Here is a 13,245-nt window from a genome sequence, read left to right as displayed (position 1 = left end):
CAACAAACATGCGCTATTACGCCGGCTCCTGCGGCTGCGGTTTTTTGACGAGATGTGGCCGCCCCCGCTTGCCGGGACTCACGCGGCGTTCGGTCTGCTTTTCCATTTCCGCCTTAAAGGCGGCAGAACCCAGCAGCCAGCCTTTTTCCGTCGCGCTGAGCAAGGCGTCGCCATCTTTTTGGGAAACGCCTTGTTCCACCAGTTCCTTATAGGCAGCTTCGCGCTGGAAAGGCGTATTCCCCATGCCCCAATACAGGGAATGCTCGGTAATCAATGCATCGTGCCGGGCGCCAGTGTGATGCAGGTAGCTGCTCCACGGATAATCTGCCGGTTCCCTGCCTAGCCCGCTCCGCACCGGGCTCAGTTCTATATAAGCGCTGCATTTCAAAAAATATTGACCCGGCTCCATCACCGTCGCTTTATAGCGCCCCTGCCACAGCGTGCCGGTGCGTTTATACTTGCGATTGAAATAAGGGACATAGTGGCGACCCAGCCACTGCATCATACGGCTCAGGCCTTCGGCGTCACTGGGCGTAGCCAGCAGATGCAGATGGTCCGGCAATAGCGCATATGCATGGACAGCAACCTTGAATTGCCGTGCCGCCTCCGCCATCCATGACAAGAAATAAGTGTAATCATCGGCATCCCTGAAGATATTCTGGCGATTATTACCCCATTGCATGATGTGATGCTGCTGGTGTGCGATAACCAACCGTGACAGGCGCGCCATAAAGAGAACCGAAAGAAGGTGGAGGAAAATGCCGATGCCGTATTTTAAATCACAGGCACTTGCTCTGGCCCTATTTTATTTGCGGGTGGTAAAAGAAATTCTCCGTCATGCTCGCTGCACCGGACACTGTGGCTATTCAGCTGCTGCCAGGGACGATTCACTGAAATCTTTCAGCCGGCAATATAAAAGGCCATATACTTTCCCTTAGATCAATAAATATAACATCACGCTGCCTGATGCACATCGTCAGAGCAGCGGACGACGGGAGATGAAGAGTGAATTTACGGGCCAAAATTGCGGTGTGCATGAGTATCGTCTGCGTGTTTTTCACGATAGCGATACTGGGGGCGCTGGCGGGCATGCAAAGCGCCAGGAACCAGTTTGAAAACTTCCTGGACCAGGACCAGGCGCTATTGCAAGCGACGACAGATATGTATGCGCAGGGGCTCCAGATGGGCCAGGCGCTGCGCAACGTGGTATTGAATCCCGCCAATCTGCAAGGCAAGAAAAACATGGACGCGGGCGCCGGCGACTTCGACGCAGCTCACAAGAAAGCCATGCAGCTGGCGCAATCGCAGCCCGATGTCCTGCGCAAATTGCAGGACATCGCAAAAATGCGCGAAAAGCAGGATGCCGCTCAAGCGTCCATTATCAGCCTGGCAAAAACCGATCAGGCTGCCGCCATCGAGATGCTGAATCTGGATGAAACACCGGTCTGGAGAGACATGCGCACCATCCTGCTCGATATGTCCAAGGCAAAAAATGCCGAAGTCGCGACGATCAAGACCGACCTCATTGCTTTTACCAAAAAGATGCTGATCGTCAGCATCCTGCTCGGAGGCGTATCGGTTGCCGCAGCAGCCGCAATTGCCTTCTGGCTGTCCCGCAACGTGATGGGACAGCTCGGCGGCGAGCCTGGCTACGCAGCGGAGATTGCACAAAGCATTTCTTCCGGCGATTTCACCAATGACATCCGGCTGCAAGCCGGGGACGGCAGCAGCCTGCTGGCCAATATGCACATGATGCAAAACAAGCTGTCCGCGATCGTCGGCCAGGTGCGCCATGGCACAGAAACCATCAGCGTAGCCTCGCAGGAAATCGCCTCCGGCAATGCCGATCTGTCTTCCCGTACCGAATCGCAGGCCAGTTCGCTGGAAGAGACTGCTTCCTCCATGGAAGAGCTGACCAGCACGGTCAGGCAGAATGCCGACAATGCGCGCCAGGCCAACCAGCTGGTGGTATCGGCCAGCAGCGTGGCCGTCAAGGGCGGCGCCGTGGTGGGACAGGTCGTTACTACCATGGGCTCGATCAAGGACAGCTCGCGCAAGATCGTGGACATCATCGGCGTCATCGACGGCATCGCCTTCCAGACCAATATCCTGGCGCTGAATGCGGCGGTGGAAGCAGCGCGTGCCGGCGAGCAGGGTCGCGGCTTTGCAGTGGTCGCGTCCGAAGTGCGCAACCTGGCGCAGCGCAGCGCCGGTGCGGCGAAAGAAATCAAGACGCTGATCAGCGATTCCGTTGACAAGGTGGACCAGGGCAGCAAGCTCGTGGATGAGGCCGGTAAGACCATGCATGAAATCGTCACCAGCGTACAGCATGTGGCCGACATCATGAGCGAGATCACGGCCGCCAGCCAGGAGCAGAGTTCCGGCATTGAACAGGTCAACCTGGCGATCACGCAGATGGATGAAATGACGCAGCAGAATGCCGCGCTGGTAGAGCAAGCGGCGGCAGCGGCAGAAAGCATGCGTGACCAGTCCGGACAACTGTCCGATGTCGTCAGCCAGTTCAAAATCAATACCGCTGAAGTGATACTTCCTGAGCGGGTACCGACCCATGCCGCTGCAAGGCCGGCAAGGACAGCCATGCAGCGCAGGCTGGCCTAGTTGTGCTCAATTATCAGTTATCGGCAAGGCTGACGGCGGGCGGGGCTTCACTATCCGCTGCCTCAAGCTGTCTAGCGGCGACGGCACGCACTGGCAGTGCGACGGTGAAGCAGCTGCCCTTGCCTTCTTCACTGGCAAGTTCTATGCTGCCTCCATGCTTTTGCACGATGCCGTAGCTGATGGCCAATCCCAAGCCGGTACCCTGGCCTACCGGCTTGGTCGTAAAAAAAGGATCGAAAATACGGCCTGCGCTATCCGGAGAAATACCGCTGCCGTTGTCGCTGATGGCGATCGTCACCACATCACCCTGAGACCGGGTAAGGATGCTGATCACGCCGCGCGTTTCCATTGCCTGCGCGGCATTCACCAGCAGGTTCATGAAAACCTGGCTGATTTCTCCGATCACGCATTCGACCAGCGGCAGTTCGCCATACTCCTTCACCACGTCGGCCTTGTAGCGGATTTCGTTGCTGGCCATGCTCAGCGTGCTGTCGAGCGCCTGGTGCAGGTCGGCGGGCACACACTGCGCCTGCTGCTCCATGCGTGAAAAATCCTTCAGCGACTGCACGATCTTGCTGACCCGGCCTATGCCCTCCCTGGCGTCGGCCATTACCTCGATCAGGTCGGCACGTACGTAATTGACGTCGATTCCCGCCTTGACTGCCTGCAGTCGCTTACTGGCTGTCAGATTAGGATCAAGCTGCATTTCTACGCCGCGATATGCGTCCAGCAGCTGCAATAGCTTGTTGGAGTGGCGTGACAGCACGGTAAGATTGGAATTGACGTAGCCGAGCGGATTGTTGATTTCATGCGCAATGCCGGCCGCGAGTTGTCCTATCGACGCCAGTTTTTCGGCTTGGGCCAGGCGGCTTCGCGCGGCCTGCAATTCTGCTTCTGCCTGCATTTTTCCTGCAATGTCCTTGGCGATTGCAAACACACCGACGATCTCTCCATCAACCACGATGGGCAGATTGGTAACGTTCACATGGAACAGGCTGCCGTCCGGCTTATGGCCTGCCATGTCGTAGTTTTGCGGCTTTCCCTGCATCGCCATCCTGATCATTACGCTGACCCGCTCACGGTCCTTGCCAGTGACAATCGGCAGCAGATACTCGCCGGAGGCGGTCTGGACGGAGTAGCCGGTAATACGTTCCACCGCTGCATTGCCGGACAAGAAGCGACCGTCCAGATCATAGGAATACACGGCATCGGGATGGAAATCGAACAGCGAGCGGTAACGCTGCTCGCTCTCCTGCAACTGCTGCTGCGCGAGCTTCAACTCGGTGATGTCGCGGCCTACTCCTATCATCAGCCCATCCGCAGCGGACCAGTGCGCGGACCAGCTGATGCCTACCGGCTGGCCGTTTTTGTGCATATAGCGGTTTTCAAAACCGTGCAGCTCAGCGCCCTCCATGATGGATTGCGCGGCGCGTATCGTTTCTTCCTTGTCGTCATCGCACAGGAAATCCAGAAAGCGGCGACCCAGCAATTCGTCGCGACTATAGCCCAACACCCTTTGCCACGCATCATTGACCTCCACCAGCACTCCTTCGGCGTCAATGGCACAGATCAGATCGCGCGCATTGGATGTCAGCAGCAAGGTCGATTCCAACTTTTCTTTGGCAGCTGCCAGCGCAAACTCTTTCCGGTCAAGCTGGCTACGCAGGCTGAACACAATCCAGGCAACCAGCACCAGCGTCACGCAGATGACCAGGAACCTGGCTTCCATTTCCGCCGTGTAGGTGAGCAAATGGCCGGGAACCGAAAAGTAGACCGCCATGTAGACCAGAGAAACCAGAGTGCTGACCAGGCTGCCCCAGCGGCCGCCGACAAACGACGAATAAATCACTGCCAGGATCATGACCGGTGAAGGATTCGGTATGCGGAACGGCGTGTCCTGCAGCCATTGCATGGCCGCTATCGACGCCACCGTCAGCAAGGGGCCGCTGGCGACCATCAATAGCTGCACATATCTTCTGGTATTCATGTTTCACCCCTCCGACATGGCAGCGTCGTCCCCATGCCCAGGCGCAGGCGGCGGTTTTCCACCAGCAGCTCGTGATGACGGAAAGCTTCCCTGACGGACGCGATCAGCATCTCGTCGTCCCAGGGTTTGACCATGAATTTATAGATGGCGCCGCGATTGATCGCTTCCGCAATGGAATCAAAATCGGCGTGGCCGCTCAGCACCATGCGCACGCTTTCTGGGTGAATGTCTTTTGCAAGCCGCAGGAATTCAGTGCCGCTCATTTCAGGCATGCGCTGGTCTGTCAATATGACCGCTACCTCGTTTTCTGCCAGGATTTCCAGCGCCCTGGACGCCGTGCGGGCCAGCAGTATGCAGTAGCCGTCCGGCTTCAGCAGCCTGGCCAGGATACGCAGGATGTTCTCTTCATCATCCACCAGCAGCAAGGTTCTGGAACTTTCTTCAGGGGCAGCAGGCATATTCAGCAGGCGCGGGCGCAATGTCAGGCGTTCCGTAATTTGCTCCGCAGGTTCCGGGCGGCACAGCAGATAGCCCTGCAGCTCGTCGCACTGGTGGCGCCGCAGGTAGTTCGCCTGCGCTTCAGTCTCGACACCTTCCGCCACGACATGCAGTTTCAGATTGTGCGCCATATTGATGATGGTACGGCAGATTGCAGCATCGTCAGGATCAACGGTGATATCCCGCACGAAGGACCGGTCTATCTTTAATGCATCAATGGGGAAACGCTTGATGTAGCTGAGACTGGAGTAGCCGGTGCCGAAGTCGTCGATGGAAATCCGCACGCCGATGTCCTTGATGCGTTTTAGCGCAGTAATGAACATTTCCGGGCTTTCCGTAGCCAGCGATTCGGTGATTTCCAGTTCCAGCATCGCTGCCGGCAAGCCGCTTTCCAGCAGCGCGCTTTCCACCATTTCACAAAATCCCTGATGCCGGAACTGCACCATCGACGCATTGACCGAAATAGGGAAATTCGACAGGCCCTGGCTATGCCAGGCCTGGTTCTGCCTGCAGGCTTCGCGTGTTACCCACTCGCCTATGGGGATGATCAGGTTGGACTCTTCCGCCACATGGATAAACTCCAGCGGCGGCACCATGCCGCGCTCTGGATGCTGCCAGCGCACCAAGGCCTCCATGCCGCAGATATCGCCAGTGCGGGTGCTGACTTTGGGCTGGTAGTGCAGCCGGAATTCATTGCGTTCCAGCGCTTGGCGCAGTTCGGTTTCCGTATCGCGCCGTTGCGATACCTTGACACCCATTTCGGAGACATAGAACTGGTAGTTGCCGCGGCCGCTGGCCTTGGCCTTGTACATGGCCATATCCGCCGATTTCAGCAGGTCGTTCACCGTCTCGCCATCATGGGGATAGATGGCAACGCCGATGCTGGCGTCGACGCTGATCTCCTGCCCATCGATCAGCAAGGGCGCGCGCAGGTTGCAGAACATCCTGCTGATCACCTCCTGCATCTCGCCAACAACGTGGATATCCGGGCAGATGACGACAAATTCATCACCGCCGAAACGCGATACCGTATCGCCGGCGCGCAGGCTGCAGACGAAGCGTTCGGCGACTGCCTTCAGCAAGCGGTCGCCGATGTTATGGCCCATCGTATCGTTGATGCTCTTGAAATGATCGACATCGACAAAGGCCAGCCCGATCAGGCGCTTATCTCTTTTGGCGAAGCTGATCGCCTGCGCCATCCGGTCTTCCAGCAGATTGCGGTTAGGCAGGCCGGTCAGGCTGTCGTGGCTGGCCTGGAAGGCCAGTTCATGTTCATAGTTGACGCGCTCGGAGATATCGGTCAGCGTGCCGACGAAATGGGTCACCGCGCCGTCGGTATCGCGCACCGGCGATATCTTCAGGCTGTTCCAGAACGGTGTTCCGTCCTTGCGGTAATTGCGCAATATCGCCCGCCCTTCCGCCTTGCCGCGCAGCGCGGCGCGCAGCTCTACCAAGCCTATCTGTTCGGTATCCCGGCCCTGCAGGAAGCGGCAGTTTCTGCCGACCACTTCATGCGACATGTAGCCTGTGACTTTTTCAAAAGCCTGGTTGACCGAGATGATGGGCATATCGGGAGCCACCGCGTCGCAGATCAGCACGCCGTCGCTGGTGGACTCCAGCGCGCGTTTGTTGAGGATCAGCGCCTGTTCCGCAGTCTTGCGCCCGGTAATATCCTGCAGCACGCCGGTGTACCTGAGCGGCGCCCCCTCCGCGTCCCTGTGCATGATGCTGCGCTCCTCGACATAGCGCAGGCTGCCGTCCTTGCGCAGCAGCTTATAGTCGATGATGCTTTCCACCTGGTCGTCGTCAAACAATACGCGGCGCGCAGCCGCAACCCGGCCCTTGTCCGCTGGATGCACCAGCTTCATGAACTCATCCACACCCAGGCTGACAACAGGCGGGTCTATACCCAGCATTTCGCATACGGCAGCCGAGGTTTTCATCAGGCGGCTGGTGCAGTCTATGCTCCAGTCGCCCAGCCCGGCCAGTTTCTGCGCTTCCAGCAACTGGTTCTGTATCTCCACCATTTTGCGGTAGTTGCGGTCGCGCTCTATCGCCACCGCCGCCACGCCGTTCAGGTTGGCGGTGGTGCTGACCTCAGCTTCGGTAGGGGGCCTGCTGTCCTTGTAGTAGTTAGCAATGGTACCGACCAGTGCGCCATCCGATACAAAAATCGGCATGGACCAGCAGGCCTTGAAACCGTAGCCCAGCGCCAGCTTCTTGTAGTCACGCCATAAAACGTCGGATGCGATATCGGTCACAACCACCGTCTCGCGCCGGAATGCCGCAGTACCGCAGGAACCGGCCGCAGGCCCTATCTTCTGCCCGTTCACTGCGTGGCGGAATCCTTCCGGCATGCCCGCGCCGGCAGCGTAATACAGACGCTGCCCGTCTTCGGCCAGCAGCATGACGGTCGCAGCCATATTCTCCGATTGCCGCTCCATCAGATAGGTCAGCTGCTGCAATACCTCTTCCAGCGGTTCGCCTCGGGTGGCGCTTTCCAGTATGCGCGCCTGGCCCAGAATCAGCTCCTCGCTCTTTCTTTGCAACGTGACGTCGCGCACCACGCACATCTCCGCGGTAGCGCCCTGATAGTCGAAAGGAGACGAAGACACTTCCATGTCGAAGTAACGGCCATTCATGCGCCGCCCGCGGACTACCACTGCCGGATTACGCAAACCCTGTTCTGCCCTGGCAGTGCGCCTTTGCATCAGCGGCCAGTCTTCCGGATGGAATAGCTGCTGGTAAGGGTAGCTTTGCATGGTGTCCGTATCGGCGGTGCCGAACAGCCTGCGGCCTGCCCTGTTGATGAAGCGTAAAAAACCGCTCTGGTAGATATAGATGCTGTCGGGAGACAGGTCAACCAGCGTGCGGTAGCGCGATTCAGTCTCGCGGATTGCCGTCTCTGCCGCCAGCTTGGCCTGCTCCTGCACCTCCTTGTCGACAAAGAAGGAGATCGCGCTTGCCATCTCAGCCAGCAGTTCTGTATTTTCTGTATCGAAATAGCCGGCGTGCGCATCTCCGATAGCAAATACCCCGGCAACCTGTCCTTGGCAGTACAAAGGGAAAGCACCGGCGGATTTGATGTTGGCCAGGCGCATCGAGGCTATCCAGCCGGCGTCGCTGGCATAATCGGCATAGGCATTGGTTAAACAGGGAGCACCGTCCAGCACGGCCCTGATCGCGACGCTGTGCTGTTGCAGGATGGGATCGTCCAGGTCATACCTGATTGAACGGACCCGTTGCAGCGACATGCCTGCACTTGCCACAGGCATCACTTCCCGCTGTTTCAGCATGCCTATCCAGGCGACGTCGCACATTTTCAAGGTCACTGCCGTGTCGCAGATACTCTGGAACAATTCAGCGGTATCACGGGAGTGGATGATCGCGTAGTTAATCTTCGCAAACACTTCATAGAAATGCTGGATACGCAGCAAGCGCGCTTCGCCTTCATTTTTTAAGCGGAGCCCGCTCAGGACGGAACGCCACAGCGAATCGTCTTTGTGCAAACCAGCCTGCAGCCAAACTTCCACCGGATACGTGCGGCCGTCGCTGCGTATGTGTGCCGTACCGAGTACATGGTAGCCGCCTACGCCGGCACCACCGATAAAGCCCGGACGCTGAAAGAGCTGGCTGTTGTAATCTGCACTGACATCAAGGGTGTCCATCCCCTGCAAGCCGCCGCTTCCGTAGCCCAGCGCAGTGCAGGCGCCATCATTGGCATATACGATGCGGCACGTATCGGCATTGACCAGGAAAATTTCGCTGAAGCTGCTGTCGATGATTGCCGCCATCTGGGCTGCGCCGTCATCCGCGCAATAGGCGCGCAGCATGGCTACCAGCAGATCGCACAGGCGGCGTAATGCTGTCTTTTGCGCATCGCTCAGCTTCCCTGGCCGGATATCGGCCAGGCACAGGAAACCGGACCGCCCTGATCCTGCATAAAACGGCAGACAAGCATAGAAACGCAGCCGGGGTTCTATGACAGCCCAGGGGTCGGAGTCGAACAAGGGATCACGCGCCAGATCGGACACCTCCATCGCGCCTCGCGGTAAAGCGTGTTCGCAAAAGGCAAGGCAACGTTGCCTATCCAGCCCATCGTCCCATCCGGACGCGGACGCCAATGCCTGCCAGCCGCTCTCCGCCGGCAGGAACAGCATTGCAGGCATGTCGCAGTAGCAGGCCGCCAATTCGGCAATTTCAGCGTAGACGGTGTGTTGCCGGAGATCAGATTGCGGCAAAACGCCGGCTGGCGCACCGTTCTGTTGCGTATCTGAAAGCGTGCCGGTTCCAGCCATCTGCTTCTCCTGTCACACTTGCTGTTTGAAAGGATACGAGAGGATACAGGGCCAGCAAAGATTGAATTTTTGCCGCACAAAAATACTATGGCAAATACAGTGCTGATCCACTTTCTGTAGTTTATAAAAAAAATAACATTTAGAACAGGAAATTATGCGCTCCCCATCCCAGCTGCCAGTTTAGGATTTCACTGCGGCAATATATGCATACATGCAAACGCCATCTGGCCGCCGGCTACAAGCTCGGGCACGGTATGATAGAGACTGTTGATAGACTATTTAATAAAGTTTGGTCGGCCAACCGGACCCTTTCCAGCAAATCGAGGAGTATCTCCATGCGAGTAGAAAGAAGTGAATTTTTCGGTGCGGACGGACAAAAGCTGTCTGCCCGGCTGGACGCGCCGGATGGCGACATCCGTGCCTATGCACTGTTTGCGCATTGCTTCACCTGTGGCAAGGACGTTTTCGCCGCCAGCAGAATCGCTCAGGCACTGACCGCCCACGACATTGCCGTGCTGCGCTTTGACTTTACCGGCCTGGGCGCCAGCGAAGGCGAATTTGCAAATACCAATTTTTCGTCGAACCTGGCCGACCTGGTTGCTGCAGCCAATTACCTGCGCGACCAACACCAGGCGCCACGGCTGCTGATCGGCCACAGCCTTGGAGGCGCGGCGGTACTGGCGGCGGCATCGGAAATGCCGGAAGTGCAGGCGGTGGTGACGGTTGCGGCGCCCAGCGACCCCAGCCATGTAACCGGCCTGTTCAGGGATCACATCGACCAGATCAATGCCGATGGGGAGGCCGAGGTGCAACTGGCGGGCCGGCCGTTCCGGATCAAGCGCCAGTTCCTGGTGGATGCTGCCGAGCACAGTCTGAGCGCAAAAATCGCCCGGCTAAAACGGGCCCTGCTGGTCATGCATGCGCCGCGCGATGCCACGGTGGATATTTCCAACGCAATGCAAATTTTTACGGCCGCCCGGCATCCGAAAAGTTTTATATCACTGGATGATGCCGACCACCTGCTGAGCCGCAAGGAAGACGCAATTTATGTGGCGAACATGATTGCATCCTGGAGCGAACGCTATCTCAATGTGAAACCTGCGAGCTGACGTCAACTCGCAGGCAAGCAGGCGGGCGAAAGAGATGGGGACTGAAGCAGGCTTTAGGAGGCTGCATTGAAGCGGCCCATGTGAAAAAAGCCTCTCCGCTTTGAAGCGGAGAGGCCATACAAATTGCTGCAATGCAGCGTACTACCGGTATCGGATTGGCGATCAGGCGGCTTCGGCCAGTTCCAGTGGACGGGTTTTCAGCTGGAATACTTTCAATGCCTTGTTTGCATCCGGCACTGCCATTACTTCCGGCACGCCGTTGATCAGTTCAGCGATGCGGTTTTCCAGTGCCTTGGCTTGCGTGGCCAGCACGAAATGGGCAGCCCTTTGAGTTTGCATGATGCTCCAGCGAACCACCAGCGCCAGGCCGGTACGGCTCAGCAGCGACCTCTCCTGCAACCATTGTTCGAAGGATCGGGTAGGCAGATCGCTTTCTATCCATATCAGCTGGTCTGATGTGTTCTTGTTCTGAGACTGGTTACGGATTTGAATTTCGTAGATCATTTTCAAGACTCCAAAAAGGGGAATCACCACTCGCGCGTCACAATCGGCTTGCAAGGATTCGTTAGTTACGTCAGAGAACGTACGAATTCTCGGTTCAGTTGACAAAGGATTGAATTTTATTTGGTACAAAACTTTACAAAATGTGAGATTTCATGACTAAAAATACTATTTAGACAATTTAAATCGCAATTTCCTGACATTTACGTCCGGCCAGCTGCGGCTTTTTCAAGTAAAACGCCTGCCGATAAATAGTAAAAAAGTATGACAGCGGCCTCCGTACAGCAGCCGTAAGTCCCTCAAAAAGCCGCTCTTACGGAGCCGTGATACAGTATCTTCCTTGCAAGCATGCACAGCTTTTTTGAGCATACTTGCGGCAGGATATTTGCCTTCCTGCCAATGTTTATCCTTATTCCGCTGGAGACACTATGTACATGACCTATTTCAATGAACGCTGGAGCGAGGGCAATACGCCGCTTTTCGGCGCAATGGACCACAGCGTATGGCTGGGTTCCTCCATATTCGACGGCGCGCGCTCCGTGCGCGGCCATGTCCCCGACCTGCGCCTGCATTTGCAGCGCGCAATCCACTCCGCCGAAAGGGTGGGGTTGCGCTGCCCGTACACCGTGGATGAAATGGAAGCGCTGTGCAAGGAAGGCATCAAACAATTCCCGGCGGATGCCGAGCTGTATATCCGCCCGCTGGTATTTGCTACCGACGGCCTGCTGATCCCCGAAGTGGATAAGTCAGGCTTCGCGCTAACGCTGTTCGACGCACCGATGCCGCCGTTCTCCGGCTTCTCTGCATGCCTGTCCGCACTGCGCCGCCCCGATCCGCTGATGGCGCCGACCGACGCCAAGGCATCCTGCCTGTACGCCAACACGACCAGGGCCTTACGCGATGCCAAGCAGCGCGGCTTCGACAATGCGGTGGTCTGCGATATTCACGGCAATGTCGCGGAATTCGCCAGCGCCAATATTTTCCTGGTCACGGCCAATGGAGAAGCCGTCACCCCCGTGCCTAACGGCAGCTTCCTGTCCGGCATCACGCGCGCACGCGTCATCGCGCTGCTGGCCAAGGCCGGCATTGCCGTTGCCGAACGCACGGTCACACCGGAAGAATTGACCACTGCGAGGGAAATTTTCAACACCGGAAATTTCGGCAAGGTCATGCCGTGCACGCGCTATGAATCCCGCGAACTGCCTATAGGTCCCGTCGCCAGTAAAGCGCGCGAGCTGTATATGGCGTTTATGGAAGAGAATTAAGACTCAGGAAAATGGCGGGATGGAGCCTGTTATGTGCATGCTCCATCTTCCTCAAAAAATTCCGCCTGCACGCGATTCTGCCTGTGCGGCGCCCTTGAATGCCGCTACGGATACGTGCACCGCTAACGCGCCGACCACAGCATCGCCACTCCCGACACCAGCATCAAGCCATCCATCAGCAAACGGAAGAAATCCGGCTCCAGCTTCAATACAAAACGCTTGGAAAAATAAGAACCTGTCATCAGTGAAGAACCGATGATGAGACCCTTGAGAATGGCCCCGCCCGGCAATGCGCCAAAATAGCGGAAGGTCAGCGCCTTGCTCAGGTATACACCGAGCGAACCCGCTGCCTCGGTCGCCAGGAAAGCACCTTTGACGAGGCCGTAGGCCAGGAAGATAGGCGCATTGATTGGCCCGGTAGACACCACGATGCCGGTCAGGAAACCAATGAAGGCACCCACTACCGCCAGGTGCCACAGCTTCAGGTTCAGCTGGCGCGATGCCAGCCAGCGGCGCGCCGGTATCATCAGGATGAAGAAAGCTCCAAGCGTGGCTTCTATGATATGCGGCGGCACCACCAGCAGCGTGCGTGCGCCTAAAGCGGCTGCGGGGATGCCGGTGATTGAATACACGCCGCATGCACGCCAGTCTATGTCGCGCCACCACACCATGATGCGCGACAAGTTCGCCATCAGCGCAGCAACCGCCATGATGGGGACCGCCTCGCGCGGCCCATATTCGATCACCAAAACCGGCATCAGCATGATGGAAGAACCGAAGCCGACAATACCGCTGATGGTGCCCGCGACCAGCCCGACCGCGAGGATGAAAAACCAGTCCATGCCCTCTTCCCTGTCTTATTCTCTACGAGTTTTTATATGCCCGACAAGCAAAGGGACGCCGATCAAGCGATCACGCGTCCCTCCGCTTTTTTCATCACGCCTTGCCGGCGCTCATCAAGGTTGGAT

The 13,245-nt window shown here is 57.3% G+C and carries 8 protein-coding genes; 3 read left to right on the top strand and 5 right to left on the bottom strand.

Going from position 1 to position 13,245, the window contains the following annotated elements; all coding sequences use genetic code 11:
* Nucleotides 1-16: 16 nt before the first annotated feature.
* Nucleotides 17-730 carry a transposase gene (locus tag ACO0LO_RS10030; RefSeq protein WP_422964071.1) on the bottom strand — a complete coding sequence of 238 codons (714 nt, stop codon included), beginning with the start codon at nucleotides 728-730 and terminating at the stop codon, nucleotides 17-19.
* A gap of 305 nt (nucleotides 731-1,035) precedes the next feature.
* Between ACO0LO_RS10030 and ACO0LO_RS10025 the strand changes: the two genes are divergently transcribed.
* Nucleotides 1,036-2,619: a methyl-accepting chemotaxis protein gene (locus ACO0LO_RS10025; protein ID WP_422964070.1), complete on the top strand. Its 1,584-nt coding sequence runs from the start codon at nucleotides 1,036-1,038 to the stop codon at nucleotides 2,617-2,619.
* 13 nt (nucleotides 2,620-2,632) lie between these two features.
* On the opposite strand, the gene ACO0LO_RS10020 is transcribed toward ACO0LO_RS10025, so the two are convergent.
* Nucleotides 2,633-4,606 (bottom strand): PAS domain S-box protein, encoded by a 1,974-nt coding sequence (locus tag ACO0LO_RS10020; protein ID WP_422964069.1) that lies wholly within the window; start codon nucleotides 4,604-4,606, stop codon nucleotides 2,633-2,635.
* Nucleotides 4,603-9,402 carry an EAL domain-containing protein gene (locus ACO0LO_RS10015; RefSeq protein WP_422964068.1) on the bottom strand — a complete coding sequence of 1,600 codons (4,800 nt, stop codon included), beginning with the start codon at nucleotides 9,400-9,402 and terminating at the stop codon, nucleotides 4,603-4,605. The genes ACO0LO_RS10020 and ACO0LO_RS10015 overlap by 4 nt, the downstream gene beginning before the upstream one ends.
* Before the next feature lie 335 nt (nucleotides 9,403-9,737).
* Here ACO0LO_RS10015 and ACO0LO_RS10010 point away from each other — a divergent pair, with 335 nt between their 5' ends.
* A complete protein-coding gene (locus ACO0LO_RS10010) occupies nucleotides 9,738-10,511 on the top strand; it encodes an alpha/beta hydrolase family protein (RefSeq protein ID WP_422964067.1) in 774 nt (257 codons plus the stop codon).
* 162 nt (nucleotides 10,512-10,673) lie between these two features.
* Here the strand turns inward: ACO0LO_RS10010 and ACO0LO_RS10005 are convergent, their stop codons facing one another.
* Nucleotides 10,674-11,015, bottom strand: a complete 342-nt coding sequence (locus ACO0LO_RS10005; protein ID WP_422964066.1) for a hypothetical protein — start codon at nucleotides 11,013-11,015, stop codon at nucleotides 10,674-10,676.
* A gap of 425 nt (nucleotides 11,016-11,440) precedes the next feature.
* On the opposite strand from ACO0LO_RS10005, the gene ACO0LO_RS10000 reads away from it, so the two are divergent.
* Nucleotides 11,441-12,277, top strand: a complete 837-nt coding sequence (locus tag ACO0LO_RS10000; RefSeq protein WP_422964065.1) for a branched-chain amino acid aminotransferase — start codon at nucleotides 11,441-11,443, stop codon at nucleotides 12,275-12,277.
* Nucleotides 12,278-12,399: 122 nt separating this feature from the next.
* Here the strand turns inward: ACO0LO_RS10000 and ACO0LO_RS09995 are convergent, their stop codons facing one another.
* On the bottom strand, nucleotides 12,400-13,119 hold the full coding sequence (locus tag ACO0LO_RS09995) for a sulfite exporter TauE/SafE family protein (RefSeq protein ID WP_422964064.1): 720 nt from the start codon (nucleotides 13,117-13,119) through the stop codon (nucleotides 12,400-12,402).
* Between the last annotated feature and the right edge of the window lie 126 nt (nucleotides 13,120-13,245).

Source organism: Undibacterium sp. TJN25 (genome assembly GCF_049339885.1).
In the GTDB taxonomy this organism is placed as follows: domain Bacteria; phylum Pseudomonadota; class Gammaproteobacteria; order Burkholderiales; family Burkholderiaceae_D; genus Undibacterium.
Note: the sequence above shows the minus strand (reverse complement) of the source record. Positions and strands in the feature narration are given on the sequence as shown.